The sequence below is a fragment of the Rhodohalobacter sp. SW132 genome (genome assembly GCF_003390325.1).
Classification (GTDB): Bacteria; Bacteroidota; Rhodothermia; order Balneolales; family Balneolaceae; genus SW132.
On record NZ_QUOK01000004.1, the window covers coordinates 170,203 to 195,979 of the forward strand.

Annotated in this window: 18 protein-coding genes; 14 read left to right on the forward strand and 4 right to left on the reverse strand. The window is 44.5% G+C overall.

Annotated elements, in window-relative coordinates:
• Positions 1 to 24 precede the first annotated feature (24 nt).
• The 3 genes from DYD21_RS09790 (at position 25) to DYD21_RS09800 (ending at position 2,328) form a co-directional block, all read left to right on the forward strand.
• Positions 25 to 429 (forward strand): VOC family protein, encoded by a 405-nt coding sequence (locus DYD21_RS09790; RefSeq protein ID WP_116035899.1) that lies wholly within the window; start codon positions 25 to 27, stop codon positions 427 to 429.
• A gap of 61 nt (positions 430 to 490) precedes the next feature.
• Positions 491 to 1,429 carry a mechanosensitive ion channel family protein gene (locus tag DYD21_RS09795; protein ID WP_116035902.1) on the forward strand — a complete coding sequence of 313 codons (939 nt, stop codon included), beginning with the start codon at positions 491 to 493 and terminating at the stop codon, positions 1,427 to 1,429.
• 326 nt (positions 1,430 to 1,755) lie between these two features.
• Complete coding sequence (locus DYD21_RS09800; protein ID WP_158551495.1) at positions 1,756 to 2,328, forward strand: DUF4168 domain-containing protein; 573 nt, start codon at positions 1,756 to 1,758, stop codon at positions 2,326 to 2,328.
• A 94-nt stretch (positions 2,329 to 2,422) separates the two neighbouring features.
• On the opposite strand, the gene DYD21_RS09805 is transcribed toward DYD21_RS09800, so the two are convergent.
• Both DYD21_RS09805 and DYD21_RS09810 read right to left on the reverse strand, forming a co-directional pair.
• On the reverse strand, positions 2,423 to 3,133 hold the full coding sequence (locus DYD21_RS09805) for a PIG-L deacetylase family protein (protein WP_116035907.1): 711 nt from the start codon (positions 3,131 to 3,133) through the stop codon (positions 2,423 to 2,425).
• Positions 3,134 to 3,193: 60 nt separating this feature from the next.
• A complete protein-coding gene (locus DYD21_RS09810) occupies positions 3,194 to 3,946 on the reverse strand; it encodes an SDR family NAD(P)-dependent oxidoreductase (RefSeq protein ID WP_116035909.1) in 753 nt (250 codons plus the stop codon).
• A 176-nt stretch (positions 3,947 to 4,122) separates the two neighbouring features.
• Here DYD21_RS09810 and DYD21_RS09815 point away from each other — a divergent pair, with 176 nt between their 5' ends.
• The 9 genes from DYD21_RS09815 to DYD21_RS09855 all read left to right on the forward strand — a co-directional run bounded on the left by DYD21_RS09815 (position 4,123) and on the right by DYD21_RS09855 (position 21,470).
• A complete protein-coding gene (locus DYD21_RS09815; RefSeq protein ID WP_116035912.1) occupies positions 4,123 to 5,436 on the forward strand; it encodes a glycerate kinase in 1,314 nt (437 codons plus the stop codon).
• Between the two features lie 477 nt (positions 5,437 to 5,913).
• The gene (locus DYD21_RS09820; protein ID WP_116035915.1) at positions 5,914 to 8,205 is read left to right on the forward strand and encodes an ATP-dependent helicase; all 2,292 of its coding nucleotides are present in this window, start codon (positions 5,914 to 5,916) and stop codon (positions 8,203 to 8,205) included.
• A gap of 147 nt (positions 8,206 to 8,352) precedes the next feature.
• A complete protein-coding gene (locus DYD21_RS09825) occupies positions 8,353 to 9,873 on the forward strand; it encodes a DUF5723 family protein (RefSeq protein WP_116035918.1) in 1,521 nt (506 codons plus the stop codon).
• A 144-nt stretch (positions 9,874 to 10,017) separates the two neighbouring features.
• Positions 10,018 to 12,558, forward strand: a complete 2,541-nt coding sequence (gene lon, locus DYD21_RS09830) for an endopeptidase La (protein WP_116035920.1) — start codon at positions 10,018 to 10,020, stop codon at positions 12,556 to 12,558.
• A 379-nt stretch (positions 12,559 to 12,937) separates the two neighbouring features.
• Positions 12,938 to 16,501, forward strand: coding sequence for a hypothetical protein (locus tag DYD21_RS09835; protein WP_116035923.1), 3,564 nt, complete (start codon positions 12,938 to 12,940; stop codon positions 16,499 to 16,501).
• A gap of 52 nt (positions 16,502 to 16,553) precedes the next feature.
• Positions 16,554 to 17,465, forward strand: a complete 912-nt coding sequence (gene rsgA, locus DYD21_RS09840; protein ID WP_116035925.1) for a ribosome small subunit-dependent GTPase A — start codon at positions 16,554 to 16,556, stop codon at positions 17,463 to 17,465.
• Positions 17,466 to 17,553: 88 nt separating this feature from the next.
• Positions 17,554 to 18,657 (forward strand): DUF6588 family protein, encoded by a 1,104-nt coding sequence (locus tag DYD21_RS09845; protein WP_116035928.1) that lies wholly within the window; start codon positions 17,554 to 17,556, stop codon positions 18,655 to 18,657.
• Positions 18,658 to 18,774: 117 nt separating this feature from the next.
• The gene (locus tag DYD21_RS09850) at positions 18,775 to 20,094 is read left to right on the forward strand and encodes a BNR-4 repeat-containing protein (RefSeq protein ID WP_116035930.1); all 1,320 of its coding nucleotides are present in this window, start codon (positions 18,775 to 18,777) and stop codon (positions 20,092 to 20,094) included.
• A gap of 104 nt (positions 20,095 to 20,198) precedes the next feature.
• Complete coding sequence (locus DYD21_RS09855) at positions 20,199 to 21,470, forward strand: DEAD/DEAH box helicase (RefSeq protein WP_116035933.1); 1,272 nt, start codon at positions 20,199 to 20,201, stop codon at positions 21,468 to 21,470.
• Between the two features lie 36 nt (positions 21,471 to 21,506).
• Here the strand turns inward: DYD21_RS09855 and DYD21_RS09860 are convergent, their stop codons facing one another.
• Complete coding sequence (locus DYD21_RS09860) at positions 21,507 to 22,250, reverse strand: type III pantothenate kinase (protein WP_116035936.1); 744 nt, start codon at positions 22,248 to 22,250, stop codon at positions 21,507 to 21,509.
• Positions 22,251 to 22,389: 139 nt separating this feature from the next.
• On the opposite strand from DYD21_RS09860, the gene DYD21_RS09865 reads away from it, so the two are divergent.
• Entirely contained in the window at positions 22,390 to 23,112 is a 723-nt protein-coding gene (locus tag DYD21_RS09865; protein WP_116036341.1) for an SDR family oxidoreductase, read from the forward strand.
• Complete coding sequence (locus tag DYD21_RS09870) at positions 23,102 to 23,491, forward strand: DUF4296 domain-containing protein (RefSeq protein ID WP_116035938.1); 390 nt, start codon at positions 23,102 to 23,104, stop codon at positions 23,489 to 23,491. The genes DYD21_RS09865 and DYD21_RS09870 overlap by 11 nt, the downstream gene beginning before the upstream one ends.
• A gap of 36 nt (positions 23,492 to 23,527) precedes the next feature.
• Here DYD21_RS09870 and DYD21_RS09875 read toward each other — a convergent pair whose 3' ends face one another.
• Complete coding sequence (locus DYD21_RS09875; protein WP_116035941.1) at positions 23,528 to 25,459, reverse strand: ATP-dependent DNA helicase RecQ; 1,932 nt, start codon at positions 25,457 to 25,459, stop codon at positions 23,528 to 23,530.
• Positions 25,460 to 25,777 lie beyond the last annotated feature (318 nt).

A 25,777-nucleotide genomic window follows, 5' to 3' on the forward strand; every position in this document is an offset into this window, starting at 1 on the left:
TCTGAATATCAAAACAACGTTCGAATGAAAATTACAGAAACCTGCCTTTATGCTGATGATCTGGAGAAAGCAGAATCATTCTATTCTGGTGTGATGAAATTTGATCTTATCCAAAAAGAGAAGCAACGTCACCTGTTTTATCGCTGTGAAAATGGAATGTTACTGATATTTGATCCCAACTCTACACTCCGGGAAAGCAGTGATGGCAGCAAAAATCCGGTACCGCGTCACGGAGCCACCGGGAGTGGTCATATTGCATTTACGGTATCCCCTGAAAACTACAGTAACTGGAAAGGCCGCCTGCAGAAACAGAACATTGAAATTGAATCGGAAATCAAGTGGCCGGGCGGTTCTGAATCGTTCTACTTCCGGGATCCTTCCGGCAACAGCCTGGAAATCATAAAAGGTGATATGTGGGATTTAAACTGAGATTAAGTGCCAAAAACAGTACATTAGGCAGATAAATTTAATAAAAAGCGATTTATATTTTATGGAGACCGGTGAGTTAAACGATGCGTATGGAATTGTAGTGGGCAGAGTCGAAGAGTGGATTACCACTTTTTTTGAACTGCTGCCTAACATGGTCGTGGCTATATTTGTTCTGATCTTGTTTTACGTGCTGGGCCGGATTGCGAGGCGAGCTGTATCCAATCTTTTTTCAAAAGTTACTGATAATAAAACCATTACCAGTCTTCTTGAAACAATCATAGGTATCTCGATCGTCGGTATCGGGGTGTTTATTGCGCTGAGTGTTTTGCAGCTCGATGGTGCGGTAACATCACTCCTTGCCGGTGCCGGTATTATCGGTCTTGCACTTGGTTTTGCATTTCAGGATATCGCCTCGAACTTTATCTCCGGAGTGATTCTATCCATTCGCCATCCATTTGGAATTGGTGATATCATCCAGACGAACGATTTTTACGGTACGGTACAAAAGCTGAACCTTCGCAATACAATCATGAAAACTGTAACCGGACAAATTGTATATCTGCCGAATAAAAAGGTTTTCGAAAATCCGCTGGAAAATTTCACCTCAACCGGGTTGCGCCGTATCGACCTTTCGTGCGGAGTTTCCTACGGAGACGATCTTGAAAAAGCAAAACAAGTGGCCGTCGAGGCAATCGATAAAGTAGATAGCGTTCTATCCGACAAGGGTATTGAATTTTACTACGATGAATTTGGTGACAGCTCCATAAATTTTAAACTTCGCTTTTGGGTAACTTTTGTAACAAATCCCGATTTCTGGTCCGTGCGAAGTGAAGCGATAATCGCACTCACCAAAGCGTTTGATGAGAACGATATTATGATTCCTTTCCCCATCCGCACACTCGATTTTGGTATTCGGGGCGGAGAGAAACTGAATACCATGATCAGCACATCAAAAGACGGAAACCCGAGCGGAGGTACTACTTCCGAAGACCGGGGATAGTGCGGGGTGATTTTTGTTTCAAACACCATCTTATTCTCACCTCACATCATCTTATTCTCACCTCACATATCGAGTCTTTTAGGTGTGCTCGCTTTCCTTTTGTCGAATTCATAAATGAGTTGACAGATTTTTCGGATGTGGATCTATATCGAAGAATTCACCTTATCCATTGATATTCCAGCGAAAAATATTCTGTGATAATGCTGATCAATTACTGTTCAATGAAGTAAAATCCCTTTAAAACTGAATAAATGTGGAACACTGAGCTCTTAAGAAAGTTAATGACGGTAACTGAACAATTTTAAACCAACTAAATTATCAATATGATGAAGTATTTTTCATTGCTCGTTTTAGCACTTTCTTTTATTGCTTGCCAAAGCGATTCAACTCCGGAACAATCGGCATCTGACCAATCCATGCAGCAAGATCAGATGCAACAAGATCCAATGCAGCAGCAACCAACAGCTCAAACGGATGTATCAGATGAAGAACTTGAACAGTTCGCCGAGATCTCAAGCGAATTGCAGGGTGTGCAAATGGAATCTCAACAAGAGATGATAACCATTGTTGAGGATGAAGATCTCACACTCGAAGTTTACAATCAGATTGCCGAGAGCCGACACATGGGACAGTCCGATGAAGATTTAAATGTCAGTTCTGAGGACATGGAGAAATATGAGCGCGCTTCTGAAGGAATCGCTGCGGTAGAACTCGAAGTTGAAGAAGAGATGGAAGAAAGGATAGAAAACCACGACATGTCATTAGATCGATTCCGTGAGATTAACGTTGCACTGCAGCAAGATCCTGAACTTCAGCAGCGAATTCAGCAAATCATGCAAGAACAACAAGGCATGCAGCAACCTGGTATGCAACAGGAGCCCCAGGGCGACCAGTACTAAATTCTGATCTAAATGAAATCAACAAATCCCGAAAGATTCATTTCTCTCGGGATTTTTTTATGTCTTACAACCGGCTAACTAATACGAAGTTGAATCAGCTCTCCATTTTATCTGTAATGCTGTCTAATCTTTCAGTAAGCTGTTCGCCAAATACCTCAAATGGCACTTCTTTTGTAACCACATCCTTCACACCGCTTTTTTCGATGATCTCCTGGTACGTTTCGTAGCAATCAAGCGCATCAAAAAAAGCCTGCATATCTTCATGACTACATTTCTCTACATAAGCGATTTCCTCATCTGATGACGCTTCCAGCCGGAATTTACCCTTCGTATCTACCTCACCCATCCGGGTAAAAAATGCCAGTCTTTTCGGGTAACTGCTTCCCTGTCGTTTCAATCGGCAAAACACACTTTTTACCACGGCATGGCTCACCAGGTGGTCATGGAATCCGCTTACCCCATGCACCGCGTATGTGATAATTACATCCGGTTTCAGTTTATGAATATGGTCTTCTATGACCATTTCGATTTCATACGGATCCAAATGTTTTAGTTCATTATCAGGCAGATCAAGTACGGTCATCCCGGAAAGACCCAGCGTTTTTTCAACACATTGCATTTCCTTAAAACGGATCTCCCCCATCTCCTCTTTACTGACGCCCAGCCTGTGCCGCTGTTTGGTCGCCTCTCCTTTGGTAAGTGTAAGAAGATAAACTTCATGACCCTGACGAAGCTGTGCGCTCATCGCCGGTGCAGGGCCAAAGGATTCATCATCGGGATGTGGAAAAATGTAGAGTATTTTCATTTGAGGATACCTATTCAATTAGAATTACAAATTGTGGGATGGATCAATTTTTCAGGTGATTCAGATCATGTACGAACCGCCATTTATATGAAATGTCTGTCCGGATGCATGCGGAATGGAACCTTCTGCCAGGAAAGCCACGAGTTTGGCAACTTCATCCGGCTGAGTGATCTCATCAAAAGCTGACCCTGCCGTAACATGATCTTTCCCAAGGAGGTTCACGGCATCTTTCGCCATATCCGTTTCGATAAATCCGGGAGCTACAGAGTAGGCAACCACTCCCCGCTTGCTGTAATCCCGGGCGATGCTTTTTGTGAGCCCGACGAGCCCCGCTTTGGATGCAGCATAAGCCGCATATTCCTGCGTATCGCCGCGATAGGATGCGCGGGATGCAATATTGATGATCGACGCTCCAGAAGTTTGAGAATTCGGTTTCGTATGAAAGTTCAGGAACCATTTACACAACAATGCCGGAGCTTTCAGGTTGATATTCATCGTTTGGTCCCAAACCTCAAGCCAATGATCATCCGGCCCGGCGTGATCCGCATCCACAAAAATTCCGGCATTATTGATTAAAACATCGGGCTTCTCCTGATCAAGGATCTGAAGTATTTCCTCTTTTAAACGGCTTAAATCAGACAGGTCCAGGTGGATTCCTTTAAACCGGGATTGTTTCTTCAACACATCAGGGAAATCCGATTTCCGGGCAGTGCCTATAACCTTCCACCCTTTTCGGAGGCACTCCCTGGCGATTTCAAGTCCGATTCCACGTGAGCATCCGGTTAAAAAAACAGATCGATTGTGTTCTGCCATTATCTTTTTGCCGAAACATAATCAGCTATTCACCATCAAACAATTCATTTTTGTTATTCACCGGTACAATTTAAACAATGGATATAAAGCGATGGAACTCCTACTTTAGATAGTCGAAATGTAACATCACAAAAAATTGTTCTCAGGATAAAGGGTTTATTTACAACAGGTTAAATATGATTGAGAAGGCTAAAAAATATTTTACTGAAACACTTCAGCACGTATCACCGCTGTCTGTGATACCAAACGAAGTAGAATGGAAACCGGAAGAACGCACGCTATCGGTTCAAGACAAAACATTCTCTTTAAAGGATGATCAGCCGGTTTACCTGATCGGTTTTGGAAAAGCTTCCGTTTCCATGGCCATTGCAGTTGAAAAGATTTTAGGTGACCGTATTACGGATGGAATTGTTATCTCCCCAAATGAGTGGAATGAGAGAAACAGGTTCCAGGTATTCAAAGGTTCGCACCCGCTGCCGGATTACGACAGCCTCTCCTCCTCCCTCGAATTAGTACGGTTTATGCAATCGCTGCCGGATAACGCACTTGTTTTGAATCTTGTATCAGGCGGTACGTCATCGCTGTTTTGTATTCCGGCCGGAGATCTTGAAATTGAAGAGATCAACGAAATATATTCACTTTTGATAGGATCCGGCGCTTCCATCCATGAAATCAACACGGTTCGAAAAGTATTCTCACAAGTGAAGGGCGGACAAATTCTGAAATGGCTCAACCGTACCACTCTGATCGATCTGATGATATCAGATATCACGGATGATGAAATCAGCATGATTGGCAGCGGGCCCTCCGTTGCTCAGCCAATCTCGGCAACTTCTGCTTTCCAGGTTTTAAAAAAGTACGGCTTGTATCAGAAAATCCCGCACACTGCACGTCAGCTCCTCGCCGTAGAGATGGATGCGGAAGTGATTGACAAACATTACAGGAAAACGGAAGATTTCAGCCGGCATCACTCTTTTATCATCGCATCCGCAACCCAGATGGCACAAAAATGTGCCGAAATAATCAAGGCAGATGGATATGACGTACACCTGGAAAAGAGCGCGTGGTCAGGGGCGATTGAAGAGTTTGAGCATCACATCTTCACAAAAGTTAAACAGCTGAACGATCAGGATAGAAAACCTGCTGCTCTGATTACCTTTGGTGAGCCCACCGTAGAAGTGACAGGAAGCGGGCTGGGTGGTAGAAACCAGGAGCTGGCACTGCGTATGGCACTTAAATTGAGCTCCTTTGAAAATGATATCAGTTTTTTGAGTGCCGGAACCGATGGAATTGACGGACCGACAGACGCCGCTGGTGCGGTAGTGACCAACAAGACCATAAAAGAGGCAAAAAAAGAAGGTCTCGATCCCGAAGAATATCTGCGCGAAAACGATAGTTACCACTTTTTTGAAAAAGCCGGCGGTCATCTGAAGCCAGGTCCAACCGGAAACAATCTGATGGATCTGCAAATCACATTGATTGAGAATTAGGATGAAAAGAGTGTTTTAATAGTATAGCTGCCTAAAATATTATTCAGGTCGAATACATCATCTCTTTACCAACTATTGGAACAGATCTGATCACATTATCAAAATCGATGCCAACTCTGTTTTTCGCGGATTTTCGCTGAGTATATCACTGAGTTTCGCTGAATCAACCTGAATGAATAGACTACAAAAAACTATGAGAAAATTAGTTTCAGAAATTTTGATGGATAAATTTACCAGGTTCATTTACAAAATTAAGTACTCCCAGCCCTTCTGACTCATCCCGTCCCTCACTAACGCGCCCTGGCGTGACTTTTCAGAGAGGGGAGCTTCGTAATGAAACTTTTTTGCATTTAGAATTTAACAGAACCCAAATTTGTTATCGTATTTTTTCTGCAAACTGATTCCATAGGTTGTTTGATTAATTTGTAACTTTGGAAGCTGAACCAAAGAGCGAATCGCAGAGCCCCAACGAATTTCATGAAACAGTTTTCCCTGCAGCCAGACCCAAATCATCAGCCGCCCACACCCGTCGATTTTCTCAAGGGATTAAATAAGCAACAGAAAAAAGCTGTTACTCACACCAGCGGTCCTCTTTTGATTATAGCCGGTGCCGGCAGTGGAAAAACCAGGGTACTCACGTTCCGGATTGCGTACCTGCTGCAGCAGCATAAAGCTCTGCCCCAGGAGATCCTTGCATTGACGTTTACCAATAAAGCGGCTCGTGAAATGCAGAATCGTATCAAAGCATTAATCGGGGATCGGGCGAAGAAACTCTGGATGGGAACGTTTCACTCTATCTTCTCAAAAATTTTACGGTTTGAAGCGGAGAAAATCGGATTCGATTCCAATTTTTCGATTTATGATACATCGGATTCGGAATCAGCTATTAAGCTAATTCTTGGTGAACTCAACTACGATCCGCGCGAGATTCGTCCGCGTACGATTCAGCGAAAAATCAGTGATGCGAAAAATCAGCTTATCACACCAAACGCCTACAAAACGCGGTTTGTGCAAAGCACGCTTGATGATATCACTGCCCGGGTGTTTGAGGTTTATGATGTTCGTCTGCGTCAGGCCAACGCGATGGATTTCGACGATCTGCTGATCAAGCCAATTGAACTTTTTGAGCAACATCCCGATGTGCTCGACACCTACCAGGATCGTTTTAAGTACATCCTGATTGATGAGTACCAGGATACCAATCATGCGCAGTATAAAATGACGAAGATGCTCGCCAGCAAATATGAAAATATCTGTGTGGTGGGCGATGATGCCCAGAGTATCTATTCCTTTCGCGGGGCCGATATTTCCAATATCCTGAACTTTAAGAGCGATTACGAAAACGCGGAACAGGTTCCCCTGGAGCAGAATTACCGCTCAACCAAATATATTCTGCAATGCGCTGATTCGATCATTAAAAATAATGATAAACAGCTGGATAAAACGCTCTGGACAGAAAATGATGATGGAAATCCCATCACCGTCCTGGAGAATTTCGATGAACGGGATGAGGCAAATCGCGTGGTGCAGCACATTCAGAATTTAAAAATGCGTGAAGGCCACTCGAATAACGATTTCGCCATTTTGTATCGAACGAACTATCAAAGCAGGGTATTTGAAGAGGCATTTCGAAGAAAAGGTATCGCGTATCAGCTTGTTGGCGGTTTGTCATTTTATCAGCGAAAGGAAATCAAAGATGTCCTGGCGTATCTCACTCTGCTGGTCAATCCGGATGATGAACAGGCTTTACTGAGAATAATCAACGAACCGAGCCGTGGAATTGGAAAGAAAACGCTGAATGACCTGCTGAAAAAATCGAGGGATCAAAAACGATCGGTTTGGTCCATCATTCAAAATGTGGAAGGTTCTGACCTTTACAAGCCGGCTATATCAAAAATCAAGCAGTTTGTGGCGATGATTCACACGCTTCGAAATGATCTGGAAGCCGGCGCATCCCTGCTCGATACAACCAAAAAAATGCTTGAAGCAAGCGGCTATGTGAAAGCCCTGATTGAAGAAAACAGCGCAAAAGCACTCACGCGCCGAGATAATATACTGGAACTGCAAAACGCCATCTCTTATTACGAACGACATAATAAAAAACCTACGCTCAGCTCTTTTTTGCAGGAAATCAGCCTCATCACCGATTCTGATAAATATGATGAAGATAAACCTGCGGTAACCATGATGACGGTTCACGGTTCGAAGGGACTGGAATTTCCGGTGGTGTTTATAGTAGGACTTGAGGAGAATTTATTCCCAATGGGCGGGCGTGACGGTGAGGAGGCAGACTTTGAAGAGGAACGGCGCCTTTTTTATGTGGCCATTACCCGTGCTGAAGAACAACTGTTTTTCAGCTATTCAAAAATGCGGTATCGTTTCGGGGAAGAGAACCGCCAGATGCGCTCACGTTTTCTGGATGAGGTGGATCCCGGTGTGGTCCGGACTGAAACTGGTGCAACAATCCGGCAAAACAGGGAGCGTTTCAGCGCTGAAAAATCGACACCAAAAAACAATGATACCGAAGTTGAGTACGACTGGAAAGAGCCGATAAAGACCAAAAAGCCATCCAGCAGCGGCTTTGAAATTGAAACTACTTATGATAATGATCCTTTTCAGGCCGGCACTACAGTTATGCACCCGGCCTTCGGTCCCGGTAAAATTTTACAGCGAACAGGATCAGGTAAAGATTCAAAAGTTGTTGTATTTTTTAAACAGAGAGGGCAAAAAACGCTTATGTTGCGTGCCGCCCGGCTTCAGGTTTTATAATTTTTTTATAAAAGAGAAAAATATCAGCGGCTTTTCATGCTGAGTGACTAAATATTCTGCCGTTTATAGAGTTTCTATGAAACAATATTACCCGGCAGTCAGTTAATACACCGCTATTCGTAATTATTTTCTGAACAGATTAAATCGTTGAATAAAGCAGCTACATTACTTATCGCTGTCTGTTTTTTTGTGATTCCACTCACAACAGATGCACAAATTTCATACAACCCCGTGAGCATGGGATTGGGCGGCGGCGGAACGTCGTACATCACCGGTTATGATGCGCTTTTTATCAACCCGGCTAATATTCAGCTCCGGGAGAAAAATTACCGTCTTCAGTTTTCATTTGCAGAAAGCGGGGCTTATATCGATACGCCTCTGCGCATTCGCAATGCCGGTAAGAGGTTCGATACGTACACAAACCTTTTCAACCCTCCAGGCTATAGCGAATATTTGCTTTCAGATGGAGACAGAGAAACCCTTTTAAGCAGGCATTACCCTGCCGGCCGGTTAGACCGACAGTTCAGGTCAGCTACCTCGATTAACTGGTTTGGAATAAAATGGTTCAGAGATGAGCGGAGTTATGCATTCAGCGTCAGAACCCGTCAAAGCAGCCGCTTTACTGTGGGCCGCGGCTGGTATGATGTGAACCCCGTTGAAACAAATGATGGTTTTGAAATCGACCGCACGTTATCCCACAGTTTCCAGACGCTCCATGAAATTTCGTTCGGTTACAGTGAATCATTCAGCTTTTTGAGCGGGCTTTTTCCCCGCATCTCCAGGTTTAATATTGGTATCGCTCCAAAAATTGTGATATCGGGGGCGTCGTACTCCACACGTTATGCTGATTCATACACACAAAGCGACGCACAAAGCCCGTGGGTTCGGGAATCTTCCTACAGTTTTGAAAGTACCGGAACATTTAGCGAACAGGCTCAGCAGCTGGCTACCGGTTTCAATCCCGTTGTGGCTGGTGAAACTCAATTTGGCACTTCGGATCTCACACGACCTGCCGGCATCGGCGCCGCTCTTGATCTTGGCATAACCTATATCTTTACCTTCGGGGATGACCTGTCGCTAATCAGAAGAGGTGAAGAAGCCACTGAAAAATCTCTGCGCCTGAGCTTATCCGTTACCGACCTGGGGATGATCCACCACTTTGATGACCCGTTCCGGTCAGAACTCTCCACATCAACTTCAGAAACCGATGATCCGGGTTCACTTTCAAATTACTCTTATTCAGGCGCTGTTCTTCAGGATTTTCAGTTCCTCGCTGCAGATGGCATTCATCCGCTGCAGGAAGCCGGTATACAAAACAGGGGTTCCTATCAATCCATGCTGCCGACATCCATTCAATCGGGGGTTCTGTTTCAGATCAACAGGATAAAATTAATGGGTGATTTCAGCCTTGGACTCAACGATAACGCTTTCCAATCCACAAAATTCAAAAGTTTTATCGGTGCAGAAGTACGTCCTTTTTCATTTCTTCCACTTCGTGCCGGCACTCGCCTGGCTACGGAATTACCTGGCTATTATAGTTTTGGTGCAGGGCTCGAAACCACCTATTTTGATGTGAACGCTGCTGTGCAATTTCGAAGCACAGCCGCAGGGCCTACGCTTGAACCGGTCGCTGCATCAGCTGTTGCTATAAAATTTTATATTCCATAACTGCATTCTGCCCAACTGTCAGCTTCTTTTATTTATATCACAATTTGGCAGAACCCGCAGACAACTTATGACGTTATGAAGGCAAGCCTTTTTTTGGCTCTCTGTTTGCAGACACTATGAAAAATTTCCTAACGAATATTCTATATGTTTGATCAACGATTTAAAATTGAAGCTTCTTTCGACGAACAAAATGATGGGTTCGATGACTTTGAACAAGCCATCCCCCTGATGAGTGAAGAAGAAGAAAAACGTTTAACGGAATCTGAAATTCCGGATAATCTGCCCATTCTGCCTCTGAAAAATACCGTTCTTTTTCCAGGTGTTGTGGTCCCCATTACCGTAGGCCGGGATCGCTCACTGGAGTTGGTAAAAGAGGCGTACGAAAATGACAAAATCATTGGTGTGGTAGCACAGAAGGATGAATCGGTGGAAAATCCCACCAAAGATGACCTTTACAAAATGGGTACAGTCGCCCAGATTCTAAAGCTCATTAAAATGCCCGATGGTAGTAAAAGTATTGTCATTCAGGGTAAGAGCATCTTTGAAGTGCTTAAAGTCACGCAGGAACAACCATTTTTCCGTGCTGATGTAGAGGCTTTCAAACAGGAGATGGACCTCTCAGGGCTGGAGCTTGATGCTTCCATCCGATCCATTAAAGAGACGGCAAGTAAAATTGTTAATCTTTCCCCAAATATTCCTTCTGAGGCCTCGATTGCCATCAACAACATTTCGAGCCCGTCCTTTTTACTGAACTTTATCTCCTCAAATCTGCAGGTAGATCTTGCCGCAAAACAGGAGATTCTTGAAGTTAGAAAATTCTCAGACCGGCTGGAAACAGTAATGGAACACCTGAACAAGGAACTCCAGGTACTGAACTTAAGTGAAGAGATCCGCACGAAGGTGAAGTCTGACATTGATGATCAGCAGCGTGATTTTTACCTGCGCCAGCAGATGAAAGCGATCCAGGAAGCGCTCGGTGAAGATAGTGAGCAGCAGGATATCATCACTCTCAGAAAACGACTGAACGAGAAAAAGGGGCTGACCGATGATGCCAAACAAACGGTTGAAAAGGAACTTCAGCGTCTTGAAATGACGCCGAGTTCATCACCAAACTACGGTATCATTCATAGCTACGTGGAGTGGATTCTGGATCTGCCGTGGGGTGAAACATCGAAAGATAAACTTGACCTGAAACGCGCCCGAAATATTCTGGATGAAGATCACTACGGGCTGGAAAAGGTGAAAAAGAGAATCGTTGAATATCTTGCTGTCCTGAAATTAAAAAAGGATATGAAAGCTCCGATTCTATGTTTCTACGGCCCTCCGGGAGTTGGAAAAACCTCGCTTGGAAAATCAATTGCACGCTCGCTGAACCGTGAATTTGAGCGATTCAGCCTGGGTGGCATTCATGATGAAGCAGAAATTCGCGGCCACAGGAGAACGTATATCGGCGCACTGCCGGGACGAATTCTCCGATCCATGAAAAAAGCCGGCACCGGAAACCCGGTAATGATGCTCGATGAGATCGATAAAGTGGGTAGTGATTTCCGCGGCGATCCTACTTCAGCCCTGCTGGAAGTTCTCGACCCTGAACAGAACAACGGCTTTATCGATAATTATCTTGAGCTGGAATATGACCTCTCCAAGGTGATGTTTATCGCAACGGCAAACTCGCTGGATACAATTCCCGCACCGCTGCGTGACCGGATGGAAATCATCAACATCAGCGGTTACACTCTTGAAGAGAAGGTCCAGATTGCCAAAAAATACCTGATTCCAAAACAGATTGAGGAAAACGGGCTGAACAAGAAACAGATTAAAATCTCCAAAGCTGCTATCGAACGGATTATAGAGCAGTATACCCGCGAATCGGGTGTACGGAACCTGGAACGGCAAATTGGATCCGTCTGCCGGAACGTGGCAGCAAAAATTGCCAGCGATGAGATAGAAAAAATGAGCGTTGGAGTAAACGATGTTCAGGATATCCTCGGTAAGCGCAAATTCTTCTCTGATGCGGCCGAGCGGACAACCGTTCCCGGTGTATCAACCGGACTCGCGTGGACTCAATACGGCGGTGATATTCTCTTTATCGAAGCGAGCGTCAGCCGCGGCACGGGGAAACTGCATATTACAGGTCAGCTTGGCGATGTGATGAAAGAGTCTGCGATGCTGGCGATCAGTTATTTGCGCGCCCGGTATGAAGAACTTGGAATTCCGGAAGAAGCATTCAAATATTGGGATCTCCACATTCACGTTCCGCAAGGTGCTGTACCAAAAGACGGGCCATCAGCCGGTATTTCGCTGCTTTCCGCCGTCGCTTCCATCTTTACCCAGCGTAAAGTAAAAGGAACTCTCGCGATGACGGGAGAAATCACACTGCGCGGACTGGTACTGCCTGTAGGCGGAATCAAAGAGAAAGTGCTGGCGGCTAAACGGGCCGGTATTGAAACTGTAGTTCTTCCAAAAAAGAATGAAAAAGATGTGGAAGAGATCGAGGACGAAATCATGGGCGATCTGAAAGTAGAATATCTTGAGCGGATGGATCCGCTGCTCGACCTCGTTCTCGAAGAGGAGCCGGTGACCGATCCTGAAACGTTCTTCCATGTACCTGATAGCCATAAAAGCAGTGCTGATGGAACCAATTCCAAAGGCGATGCCCGAAAAGAAGTCGCTGTGATGGATTGACCCCGATATCGAAATGATCCAAAAAAGCCGTATCAGATTCCTGATGCGGCTTTTTTTTGTTTCAGGTGTATGTATGCTTCTTCGGTAACGATTTTAATCAAGTTGCGGAGAATTTTTCCGCATTGCCCGAAGATACGCAGGACTCCAAAGAGTGTGTTTGAACAGATTTCTGTAGTAAAATCCAAAAACAGCAAAATGCTAAGATTATTCAATGACTCTCTCAATGTTTATTTTGCACTTAAATAACATGTATTAATCAATTTAAAATCAGTTCTTAATTCGTATTATTTCCCCCTTCTTGATTTTCATAAAATTATGTTGCTTTATACAGGTATAAATCTAAGAGATTATTTCGGGTTAACATTAGTACTCTCCTCGTATGAAAATCGAAGGTTACCGAATATGGGCCATACTTTTCGTTGCAATTTTTGCACTCAGCGGATATATGTATTTTACCATACTCGAAAACCGCGATCAGCTTCAGGAACAAAGTTTTCGCAGTCTTGAACTGACCAAAAACAACCTACTCAGCAGCTGGGACAATCTGAGTGTTCGCACAGAGCCACCCTATAATTTCGATGAAATTTCTGAATCGGATCTGCGTGAACTGCTTCAAACATTGCTGAACCAGATGCCGCCAAGTAATTTTTTCGATCTCACATTTCTCACCGATCGCAGCGGCAAACTGCTTATTTCAAGCCCGGAAATCCCTCTCATCACCCTTCCGCCGGAATATCTTGATGAAACAGAGAAACTGGGTGCCATTCGTGAGGAGATATCAATTTCAACACGGGAGTACCAGGTTTTTCGTGTTCCGATCACTCTCGAAGAGCAAAGTCAGACGCTCTCGGAAGAAGGCACGCTGGGTCTTTACCTGTTTGGAGCCATCAGCCAGGATAAGTTCGACCGTGCGGGAAGGCAAATCAGTTTCACCGGAATCTACCTGTTGTTCACTCTGCTTATGCTGCTGATTATTTCTTTCCCTATTCTCAGAGTTGTGGGAATGGGACGCGGGGATACTCTTTTGCGAACTCATGTTTATCAAATCGGGCTTTCCATTGTATTACTTGCCGTTTTTATCGGTTTCTCAATTTCATATATCATGAGCAGAAATGAGATCAAGACCGAACATCTTCAGAACATCGATCGGCTGATTGAAGAGGTCACTGATCTTCAAAGGTCGGAACTTGGCCGATATACGGATCTTTTTCACTCCTACTTTTCAGATGAAGATCTAACCGCCGATCCCGCCTTGAGATATAATGAAATATTTGAAATACGGGCCGACGGTTACGTTAACAGATTCAGAATCAGCGATTTGGATACCGATTTAACCGAGAATCAAATGCAGGATATTCCAAACCTTTCCGGCAGATACTATTTTCGGGACGCACGGGAAGATCAGTTTCTGCTGGGGTCTCATTACTCATATTCAGATGGAATCCAGGAAGGTGTTCTTAGCCGTCGGATATCCGAAGAGGAACTGGGTGAAACCGACGGGGAAGTGAGGGCCATAACATTTGGATTTAATCACTTTTTTGAAGCAGATACGGTTCATCTGAACCGCATCGGGCTGAAATATCTAATCATGAATAGCTCCGGTGATGTTTATTATCAAACGCCATCCATCCGAACCAACATTCCAAACATCAAAAATGCCATTAGTTCCGATCAATGGGATCAGGTATACGCGCTGATGAGGAATAATCCGGGTCTTGCTGGATCACTTGAAGTCCCGGTCTCATTTGAAGGGCAAAACTACGTAGCCCATCTCAACCGCCTCGAATTTGGAATCGATTCCGAAATTGAGCCGGCCTGGATGCTTACATTCAGGGACAAAAATCTTCGTTACATGCGCAGTTACTCCATTTTTCTCTACTCTTCAGCCGGCTACCTGATCCTCATTCTATCATTTATTTTCATTTTCACGAGCTTTTATCTATCCGGCAAAACAAGTCATTTCCTTAACCTGAAAACATTTGCATACTCATGGTTCCGGCCATCTGTCAGAAGAAGGAAACAGTATTTTTACCTGGTTGTTGTTCTATTTTTACACCTGCTATTTTTCATCTATATCCTTACAATCGACTTTCATAATTTCTGGCTTGTAGTCTTCCTATTCTGTGAAACCGTCGCTGTTATTGCCCTCTATCGTTATGTGCTGCTGTCGAAATTTCTGGAAAGTTGGAAGAAAAAACGTTATTGGAAAGTGCCATTTTTGATTTCCATAATCGTAATTGTTTTCCTCAGTTTCAGCTATATCGCCGGAACTTTGAGCGGCGGAAAGTTTGGGTTAATTACAACTCTTTTTCTATTTCAGCTGGCCGGTTTTGCAGGGATTATTGTATTCAAAGTAAAAAAGTGGTTCGCATCCGGAATTACGGCAGGATCAATCCATGAAGTAAATTCCGAATCAGTTTATGCATTCTCATTTACACTTTGGGTGCTCGTGGTTGGGCTGATCCCGGGATATATCATCCATCACTCAGCTTTTCATCATGAAAATGTGATCTGGCAGCAGGCGGTGCAAAATGAGCGTCCGGTTCAACCCGAGCTGCCGTCTCCCCTAACGGATGAGGAAACCTCTTCATACCGGCAGCTGCTGCTCAACCAAATGGAATATCAGCGGAGACAGTGGCTCGTAAATTATACCGGAATTGAATATCCCGTGATTGACCGTTATATCTATTCAGATCGCGCCACGATTTTAAGTGCATTTCAGCATGATCACCATACGCACGAACACGGAAAAGAGTTCTCGGCACATCTGCTGAATCTTCTGATATTTTTATTGATAGGCTACCTGTTTTTTATCTCCGTACGGCTTCTTGCAAGGCAGCTTTTTCTAACTGAATATTGGGATTATGGGAATAAAACCGAATTCATAGAATCGATCCGTACAAAAACATATTTGGTTACGCTGGACAACCAAAAGGGACTCGATTTTTTGAACTCCCGTTTTGATGAGAAAATCAGATTCACCATTCTGGATTTGTCTGTTCCCAATCTCACCGAGGAATTTAATGCTCCTATCTTTCCCGAAAAGGAAAAAAACAACAGTTATCTGCTGATGAATATCGACCATATACTGAATTCATCAGAGAATATTAACCGGCTGACATCCTTTATTCACATCTGCCAAAAGCATAACATTTTGCTGGTGCTAACAGGATCCAAATCGGTAAAAGAACTGCGAAATATCACTCCAAAAAAAGATGACCCCGAATTTGAACAGGCCATGCAGAACTGGTCGGAAGCGATGAGCCAATTCAGTACAATTACAATCCCCATTCATTACGGAATTGATTCGTTGCAGCTTGTTGAGCGCTTTGCAGAAAATGATTTTCTGAATATTCTTGACAACGAAGTCGAATTCGGGCCACACCGTGAGGAACTTTCGCTCCTGCTCAGTAAAGAAATTTCAGAAACGAAAGAGAATGTATTTCCGCTTAAGAATTTTGAGAAATTCCTGCTTTCAGTTCAGCGATATAACAAAGCTTATTTTCAGAATTTGTGGGATAAACTCTCTTTTCGTGAAAAACAGATGGTGTACAATTATTCAAACGAAGGCTTTGTAAATTATCGCAATTTTGATGTACTCACAGAGCTTCTTGAAAAAGGGATTTTCAGAATGAATTATCGGGATGAGGAGATTGGCCTGTTTAGTAAAAGTTTCACCAATTTTGCATCCAATGCGGCCAACAGCGAACTGCTAAAGAAGTTTAAAATTGACCGAAAAGAGAACGGAAACGTCACTCATATTAGAAATGCCATTCTCACGTTTATTTTCCTATCCATTCTTGGGCTGAGCCTGGTAGCCCCCGAAGTACTGGACCGCTATGTGGGTGCTATCAGCGGGGGGCTTGCCATCCTCAGCACTCTTGCCTCTCTTCTGAATAAATACGCAGTAAAATTTCCATTTTTAAAAGATGTACAATCGTAAGCACTGATTATTTTCCCTAAAAATGATCCGTAAATAATGTATTTTTGGATCTATGAAAAAAAGCGGAAAAGTGATACAGTCAACGGGTAAATGGTACAAAGTTTCTTCTGACGGAGAGATCTTTGACTGTCGTATTCCCGGAAAATTCAGGTTAGTTGAGGAGTCTGTCACAAATCCCGTAGCTGTGGGAGACAATGTAGATTTCACCGTTGGTGATGATGGCAGCGGTATGATTGATTCCATCCATGATCGAAAAAACTATGTTCCGCGAAAATCGACCCGGAGTAACAAAGATGAACAAATTCTTGTTGCCAATATCGATCGCGCCTGGGTGGTTCAGTCGATTCGCCAGCCTAAAATAAAACGGGGTTTTATCGATCGGTTCCTGGTTGCCTGCGAAGCGTATGAAATTCCGTCCGGGATTATCATCAACAAAACTGACCTGGCAAATAAAAGAGATCTGAACGAAATACATTCCATCACGGATACGTACACGGAAATCGGATACCCGGTCTTGCAAACGTCTTTAGAAGATGACTCGTCCATTGAGAAACTCCGCGAGGAATTACAAAACAGAACGTCGGTCTTTATCGGCCACTCCGGCGTCGGAAAAACAAGTTTGATTAATGTCCTTGATCCTTCACTCAATCTTGCGGTGGGTGATATCTCCTCCTATTCTGATAAAGGCAAACACACAACCACCTACGCCCGCCTTCTCTCTCTGAATGAGAACAGCTACCTTGTGGATACTCCCGGAATAAAAGAATTCGGACTGGTGAATATCGAACCGTATGAACTCTCCATCTTTTTTCCGGAAATGCATGAGGCCAGGCTGCACTGCAAGTTTAACAACTGCACTCACAATCATGAACCTAAGTGCGGTGTTATCGAAGCGTTTGAACGAGGCGAAATCGATCCGGACCGATACGACTCCTATCTGAATATGCTTGAGAGCATAAATTAAAATTTTTTAATAATCTGTTTGAACTCTTCTAATTTTTTGGCAATTTGGTAGTCAAATAAAATCATAGAGCAGATCAGACCAAAATATCATGCTAAAAAAATATATTTCACTCTTTGCTATCACTCTGTTTTTTATGCTGCCCTGGCAAAACAGTTCAGCCCAGGTAAACAATATTGGTGAATTTGTAAGAGCCGGTACGGATGATGCGAGCCTGCTTCTGGAAAACTATCTGCGTCCGTACACAAGCGGCTTCGGAGCCAACCTGAATACAGGATGGAATAATTCGGCGCGACCCTACCGCACTCTTGGTTTCGATATTCGGATAAGCGGTGCGATGGCTTTTGTCCCTGCATCAGATGAAGTATTTGATGTAGCCAGCCTTGAACCTCAGTTTCAGGAGCTTGAACTATTCAGCAGTTCGGGAATCACCCCTACTATTGCCGGAGATGATGTTACAGGCGTACGTGTGGGACGTACGTTTGAGAATCCCCAAACCAATCAAACCGAAGAACTTTTCTCTTTTAATTTGCCGCGCGGAACGGGGTTTCCCCTGGTACCTTCACCTATGATCCAGGGAACGATAGGAATTCCAAATGACACCGATATTTCGCTCAGAATTATGCCGTCCGTATCACCTCCTGATGTAAACGGTCAAGTTAGCCTTTTTGGAATTGGAGCAAAACACGGCCTGAACCAATGGTTGCCCGGCGGCACGGTTCTGCCTATCGACCTATCTGTTCAAATCGGCTATACCCGTTTTAATTTTGATATAGATGCGAATGTGCAGCCCGAAAGCGGCGGTGATATTTATAACCAGTATGAAAACCAGCCCGAAATTTGGGATGGTCAGCAGATCGAGCTTCAATCTTCTGGCTACACTGCTAATCTGCTGGTTGGAAGAAATCTTCCGATTCTCAGTGTGTTTGCCGGGGTTGGCTTTCAATCATCTACTACAGAGATTGCAACCCGCGGTGCCTACCCGTTAACCGTTCCCAATACCAACATGTCGCAGTCCGAATCAAAGGCCATTGAGCGAATTGACGACCCGATTAGCATCTCCAGCAGCGGGGACAACTCCATTCATGCTCTTGCCGGTTTTCGTGTAAGGCTCGGCTTTATTGCTTTATCTGGTTCGTACACAATTTCAGAATATCCCGTGGCAAATGTCGGGATCGGTATCAGTATGAGATAAATTAAACACAGAAAACCCTACGTTTCGGCCAAGATTTACAGTAGATTTGATGGTTGATCTTCTCATTACAGTAGATATTACCTCTACATAAAACATCATCACAATCTATTTTCTGTCATGTCAAATTTTTGGTATCAAAGCGTTGCCTGTCTGTTATTTTTGTGTCTTATAATAGTTAGCTGTTCAGATGAACCGGATCGCATGTATGACATGTATGAAGGCGATCCGATCGTCTTTAATCCCGATGGCGGCTGGTGCTGGTTCCAGGATGAACGCGCTATCATCGATGAAGGAAAATTGCTGATTGGTTCCGTCTCCTCAACAGGAGACATCACGCTAACCCACTACAACTTTGAGTCCGCCGAAAGTGATACACTCACGATCCACTACCAATTCCAGCAGAATGATCACGCACAGCCTGCACTCATTAAGCGAACCGACGGCCGGTACCTGATCAATTATTCAGGTCACTTCGGGGAATATTCCAAATGGAGAATTTCGGAAGAGCCGGGTGACCCAACCCGGTGGGGACCGGTTCAGCAAGTAGATGTGGGTGACCTTGTAACCTACTCTAACCTGTATCATCTGCAGGATAATGACCGAACCTACAATTTTCATCGCGGAATCGACTGGCACCCGAATGTAATGGTTTCTGATGATGACGGCGATAGCTGGGAATATTTAGGCCGCCTGTTTATTGAGGAAGGTGAACGCCCGTATCCGCGTTATGCAAGTAATGGCCAGAGCCGTATACATTTTGTAACGACCAATGCGCATCCCCGGGATTTTGTAAACAACATCTATCACGGGTATGTTGAAAATGATCGCCTGTTCAATTCGGAAGGTACTGAAATTGGAGCGATTGATGGCGCTGAAACCGAACGTACAACGGATGATTTCACCATGATTTTTGAGGGGGATGAAGAGAACATTCCCTGGACGAGTGATATCCGGATCGACGCTGACGGCCATCCTTATATCGCCTATTCCGTTACAAAAGACCGAATCCGTACCGGTGAAGGAGGTATGGATCATCGTTATCGGTACGCCCGGTGGGACGGCGAGCAGTGGAATGATTACGAAATTGCCTACGCCGGTACCCGGTTATACGCTAATGAAGATGAATACACCGGGCTGATTGTCCTCGATCCGGACGATCCCGATATTGTATATATCTCCACTGATGTACAGCCGGAAAGCGGAGAGCCGCTGATCAGCGAATCGACCGGTGAGCCTCAATACGAGATCTTTAAAGGCAGCACCTCAGACAGTGGAGAAAACTGGAACTGGGAAGCCATAACGGAACACTCTGCCGAAGACAACATCCGTCCATATATAACATCAGACGGAAGCGACCGGGCCTTACTGTGGCTCAGGGGTGAATATCGAACCTACACCGATTACTCTCTTGAGATCGTGGGATACGTCTCAAGATAAACCGGATTCAGAAACAGAGTTCATACAGATAATCCGTATATTCCGGTACACTTTTTTAAAGCCACGCTCAGAAAAGCGTGGCTTTTTTCATTTTTATACTATTTATGACATTTAATTCACTCCATTTAATCGATCCAATTCTTAAATCATTAAAAGAGCTTGGATACACACAGCCCACCCCAGTTCAATCAAAAGCCATCCCAATTGCCCTGAAAGGAACTGATGTCCTTGCATCAGCACAGACCGGTACTGGTAAAACCGCTGCTTTTGCTATACCCATTTTACAGAATCTGAGCAGTAGTACGGATACAAACCAGAGAAACAGGAAAATCCGCAGCCTGGTTGTAACACCCACCCGGGAACTTGCCATACAGATTGATGAGAGCCTGAAAAATTACGGCCGATATACCGATCTGAGAAGTACCGTGATATTTGGAGGTGTGAACCAGAAAAAACAGGTAAAAGAACTTAACCGTGGCGTGGACATTCTCACGGCAACACCCGGACGCTTACTCGACCTGATGAACCAGGGGCACATTTCACTTCGGGATGTAGAAGTTTTTGTACTTGATGAAGCCGACCGCATGCTCGATATGGGCTTCATCCATGATGTGAAAAAGATTATGGCGGATCTGCCAAAAAAACGCCAGACCCTCTTCTTTTCTGCAACCATGCCGCGTGAAATTGTTTCGCTTTCGAACTCCATCCTGCATAATCCTGTAAAAATAGAAATCACCCCGAATGAGCCAACCGTTGAAGCGATCTCGCAGGGCATTTACTTTGTGGATAAAGGAAATAAAAAACAACTGCTGCTTGATGTACTGCAGGATAGTGAAATCGAATCGGCACTTGTTTTCACACGCACCAAGCATGGCGCTAACAAAATTGTAAAGCTGCTCAACAAAAACAGCATTGAAGCAGAAGCCATTCACGGAAATAAATCACAAACGGCGCGTCAGCGTGCGCTGGGTAATTTTAAAGACCAGAAAACCCGTATTCTGGTTGCAACGGATATTGCCGCGCGCGGTATTGATGTAGATGAGTTGAAACACGTCATCAACTACGAAATACCTAACATTCCTGAAACGTATGTTCACCGAATTGGACGAACGGGCCGTGCCGGAGCCAATGGCACTGCACTTTCATTTTGTGATGCGGTTGAAAAAGAATATCTCCGTGATATTGAAAAACTCATCGGGAAAAATATCCCGGTTGTAGACGACCACGAATACCCGCTTGTGGATCACAATCCTCCTGATCCCAAAAATCAGCAGAATTCCAACAATGGAAAGTCCAGGAAGAATAACAACAAGAGCCGCAATCAGCAGAAGAGCCGATCAACTTCCGGGCGTAAAAGAAAACGCAGCAGGAACTGAAGAAATCAATGATCCCTTATCCTATCGGTAAGGGGATCATACTTCCTTTTCTTTATTCAGGCTGAGGTATGCTCTCATCCCATCAAAAACCAGCTCTTGCCGAAAATTCACGCTGAGTGAAAATCGCTTTCGCAGATCTTCAGAAAGTTTCAGGCCATCACCACCCGCACTATAGATTTTTACGGATGGGTTCTGTTTCCTGTACTTCTCTACAAATGAAGCAATGGAGTAAATAAATCCGCCATAAACTCCCCAGCGAAGGGACTCCTCTGTTGACCGCCCCGGGAAATGGTCGGGCAGTGAATGATCCGTTTGCGGCAGCTCGGGCAAAATTTGCTGCATCCCTTTCCGGTATACCGCCAGACCGGGCATGATCACGCCTCCCTTGAAAGAAAAATCCCCTGACATGTAATCGATCGTACAGGCTGTACCTGAATCTATGACAATAACATCCTTTCCGCCAGCATCTGTGGCCGCGCCAAGACACGCCAGAACCCTGTCAATTCCCAGAGTCTCCGGTGTCTTGTAATCCAGTGATACAACGCCAAGGTTTTTGTATGTGATCTGCTGAACATTAAGGCGGTTGTGGGTGTCATTTATCACCTCAGTCATATCCTTCCGAACAGACGAGAGCAGAATCTGTTCGCCATCCGTTAGATTTTGCATCTCTTTTTTCAGAAGGGCTGGCTGCTCTGTTTCTACACGGAAAATCTCATCAAATTTTTCAGGGTGAACTCTCACTGCTTTTACAGCTGTGTTTCCGGCCTCAATAAAAATCATATCCTGATAAGGTTATATACATTGAATCTTACCATCTGACTGCCTATAAATGTATCTTCGTAAATGGTTTCTTACTGCATTCTGTTTTGTAGCCGAATATAGTAAAAACATTCACCTGAACGCATCAATAATTTATTTTATGGATATCAAAAACAAAATCGCCATTGTAACTGGAGCAAGCAGCGGAATTGGCACAGAATTCAGCCGAAAACTCATACAGGAAGGAGCAACCGTTTACGGACTTGCCAGGAATATTGACCGGTTGAAGGAGCTGCAAAACATTTTAGGCGAATCATTCCTGCCAGTAAAAATGGATGTAACCGATCACGAAAAAATTGCTTCCTGGGTGGGTAAAACGTTTACCGAAGGCAAAGGTCCTGATATTCTGATCAACAACGCCGGACTCGGCTTGTTTGGCCCCGTAGACGAACTGAAGCTGGAAGATTGGGAGACCATGATGAATGTAAATGTAAACGGCATTTTTTATCTCACCCGTCAGATCGTGCCGCTGATGAAGCGATCCGGCTCACACTCGCACATTATCAATATTGCATCTATTGCAGGAATGCTCGGTAATCCAAATCTATCGGGTTACAATGCAACCAAGTTCGCTGTCCGCGGTTTTAGTGAGGCGCTTTTCAAGGAGCTTCGGTATGATAAAATCAAAGTAAGTTGTATGTTTCCCGGCTCCATCGCCACCTCTTTTTTTGATAACGTGGATGAATCGGAAACGCACGATAATATGATGCAGCCCGAAGACGTTGCTGATACCCTCATGCATCTGCTCAAAACACCCGATAATATGCTGATTAATGAAATTGTGATGAGGCCGCTTAATCCCAAAAATCCGAATGAGTCGTAATTTTTCGTTTCTCTTATTTTTCCTATTGATAGCTGTGGCCGTTTCATGCAGTGATCCGGACAGGCCAGAAGATCTTCTTGATGAGGATCGCTATGTCCACATTTTTACGGAATTGGTGATTATCCAGCAGCTTACTGATGATCAGCTCGGGCCTGTTTCCCGGGAATATCTCGTGGAGCAGGTGTATGAAAAATATGATGTCAGTGAAGATCGGTTCAATCGATCACATCACTATTTTCAGCGTCAGCCCGACAAACAGCTTGAACGAATCGATCGAGTTGAAAACCGGATCAAAGCGAAGAGAGATCTTTTCCAGGAACGCCTGGATGAAAAAACGGAGGGAGAGCGTACCCAGCCGGCCGTGCGCGATACTACCTGATCATTCACGAGTATTACAAAACAATTCAGTGTGTCTTTATCTCCTGAGTTTGTAAACCTTGCCCTCATCTTCTACACGCACCACCCGCTCCTCGCGAGCCATTATTCCCAGTATTGATTTCAGTTTCGATTTTGCCCAACCGGTCTCCTCAACCAGTTGATCGAGGCTGTGTGTTCCGTCATCCAGTAGCTGTTCCATCCGTTTAATCTCTTGATCATCAGGTGAATAGGCACCGTTACCGGAACCTTTAATGCAATTATCACAATGACCGCATGGTGAAGTCTCCGTCTCGCCAAAATATGTTCTCAGGAACTGCTCACGGCAGCCATCTGTCTCAATATACTGCTTCATATAATTGAGCTTGGTCAGTAGCACATCCCGATAATGATACGCTTCGTTGTGATCGATCTGGAGTTTTTTCATTCGTGCATCCATCAGCCGAATAAGTGGCTGATCCCCAAGTTTTTCAACATTCAGTATCCGGTCATGCTCCGCAAAAACGTGTAGACCTTTCTCCAGCTGACGCGGTGTGACGTTTAGTTTTTCACACAGATACGATTCATCCAGGTAATGCATCTGTTCAAAAGCATCGGCGCCGAACTGACGAAAGATCGTATCCAGAAATTCCATTTTTTTTGAGTCAGAGCTCTGAATTTGAGTCCGTATATAATGACGGCCAGCTGTAAACTGCACCCCGATTTTTGATACATGCAGCTCCGTTTTTTCTAAAACTCCCAGTCTTTCCAAAACCCGGACTGACACATCCACCTGCTTTTTTTTAAGCCCGGTTCTCTTGGCAACGCGATCGTAGCTGACCGGTTCCGGTTTGATGGATTCACTGCCGATGGCAAGTTCCAGTTCATCACAAAGTCCGTTATACACATTTTGAAGGATTTTATATTCGGGATACCCCCCTTCAATTCGTTTTTTTGCAAGTTCTGCATCTCCCGATTTATAGATCAGAATTGGATAACTTTCGGCACCATCACGCCCTGCACGTCCCGCTTCCTGGTAAAATGCCTCGATCGAAATCGGCATGGTGTGATGGATGACAAACCGGCAATCGGCTTTATCAATTCCCATACCAAACGCATTGGTTGATACCACAACTGGAGTCTTACCGCTGATCCACCGTTTCTGAATTGCTTCTCTGTCACTGCTCTGCAGGCCTGCGTGATATGCCTCCGATATTATCCCGATTTTTGAGAATTCAGCTGCCCATTTCATGCAGTCTCTTCTTGTACTGCAATACACGATTCCGCTGCCTTTTTCTGCTCCTTTTTGTACAGCATTTAATAGTGAACGGCGGCGCTGTGGGGTTTGATTGACCCACCACAACAGGTTTTCTCTGCCAAATCCACCTGCTATGATCGTGGGATTTTTAAACCCGAGGTTTTTAATGATATCGTCTTTCACCTCTGGAGTTGCGGTAGCGGTGAGTGCAATCCAGCGTACCTGATCCGCCGCGTCCCCCAGTTCCTCTCGTATCTGCCTGTAACTGGGCCTGAAACTATGTCCCCATTCTGATATACAGTGTGCTTCGTCTACAGCCAGCAAGGAGATATTCAGGTTTTGCTGTTCATGTTTCCAGAGTTCTGTAGTGAGTCTTTCCGGGGCGATATACAGAAGTTTATACATTCCGTTTCGGGCATTGACCAGCCGCTGTTCAACCTCATATCCGGGAAGCGTACTGTTGATAAAGGTTGCCCGAATACCATTTTTTTTGAGCTGATCCACCTGGTCTTGCATCAGGGCAACGAGAGGGGAAATCACCACGGTAAGGCCATCGAAAAGCAGTGCGGGCACCTGGTAACAAAGTGATTTTCCGCCACCGGTTGGAAACAGAACCAGCGTATCTTTGCCATCGAGAACAGATTGAACCACTTCATCCTGGCTCGGCCGAAAGGAATCGTACCCCCAATATTTTTGTAGCGCCTTCCGGGCGTGTGATAAATCAGGTGTATCCATCTGATAATCAGGTTCTGTTCAATTCACGTTAAGATTTGCTGAATAAAAAGATAATCATTTCCGGGTATTCGCACACAGTGTGGAAAAGTCTGCCCCAAGGGTATAATTCATTCTTTAATAACCTTAATTCGATTAATAACCTATTTCATTTATTCAGTATCAAGTCTCCCCTAACAAGGGGAGATTTAGAGGGGTGTCCATCGGTTTTTGCCACACTATGATGAACATCCCCCTTCCCGAAGGGATCCCTTTGGGGCAATCCCCCTTTTCTAAGGGGGACCTTTTAGGTTCTCATTTTAGAATAGAACTCAGGTTTAT

Excerpts from the sequence above, each read along its gene's own strand:
- DYD21_RS09790 (WP_116035899.1), top strand. The coding sequence starts at position 25 with ATGAAAATTACAGAAACCTGCCTTTATGCTGATGATCTGGAGAAAGCA.
- DYD21_RS09795 (WP_116035902.1), top strand. The coding sequence starts at position 491 with ATGGAGACCGGTGAGTTAAACGATGCGTATGGAATTGTAGTGGGCAGA.
- DYD21_RS09800 (WP_158551495.1), top strand. The coding sequence starts at position 1,756 with ATGAAGTATTTTTCATTGCTCGTTTTAGCACTTTCTTTTATTGCTTGC.
- DYD21_RS09805 (WP_116035907.1), bottom strand. The coding sequence starts at position 3,133 with ATGAAAATACTCTACATTTTTCCACATCCCGATGATGAATCCTTTGGC.
- DYD21_RS09810 (WP_116035909.1), bottom strand. The coding sequence starts at position 3,946 with ATGGCAGAACACAATCGATCTGTTTTTTTAACCGGATGCTCACGTGGA.
- DYD21_RS09815 (WP_116035912.1), top strand. The coding sequence starts at position 4,123 with ATGATTGAGAAGGCTAAAAAATATTTTACTGAAACACTTCAGCACGTA.
- DYD21_RS09820 (WP_116035915.1), top strand. The coding sequence starts at position 5,914 with ATGAAACAGTTTTCCCTGCAGCCAGACCCAAATCATCAGCCGCCCACA.
- lon (WP_116035920.1), top strand. The coding sequence starts at position 10,018 with ATGTTTGATCAACGATTTAAAATTGAAGCTTCTTTCGACGAACAAAAT.
- DYD21_RS09835 (WP_116035923.1), top strand. The coding sequence starts at position 12,938 with ATGAAAATCGAAGGTTACCGAATATGGGCCATACTTTTCGTTGCAATT.
- rsgA (WP_116035925.1), top strand. The coding sequence starts at position 16,554 with ATGAAAAAAAGCGGAAAAGTGATACAGTCAACGGGTAAATGGTACAAA.
- DYD21_RS09845 (WP_116035928.1), top strand. The coding sequence starts at position 17,554 with ATGCTAAAAAAATATATTTCACTCTTTGCTATCACTCTGTTTTTTATG.
- DYD21_RS09850 (WP_116035930.1), top strand. The coding sequence starts at position 18,775 with ATGTCAAATTTTTGGTATCAAAGCGTTGCCTGTCTGTTATTTTTGTGT.
- DYD21_RS09855 (WP_116035933.1), top strand. The coding sequence starts at position 20,199 with ATGACATTTAATTCACTCCATTTAATCGATCCAATTCTTAAATCATTA.
- DYD21_RS09860 (WP_116035936.1), bottom strand. The coding sequence starts at position 22,250 with ATGATTTTTATTGAGGCCGGAAACACAGCTGTAAAAGCAGTGAGAGTT.
- DYD21_RS09865 (WP_116036341.1), top strand. The coding sequence starts at position 22,390 with ATGGATATCAAAAACAAAATCGCCATTGTAACTGGAGCAAGCAGCGGA.
- DYD21_RS09870 (WP_116035938.1), top strand. The coding sequence starts at position 23,102 with ATGAGTCGTAATTTTTCGTTTCTCTTATTTTTCCTATTGATAGCTGTG.
- DYD21_RS09875 (WP_116035941.1), bottom strand. The coding sequence starts at position 25,459 with ATGGATACACCTGATTTATCACACGCCCGGAAGGCGCTACAAAAATAT.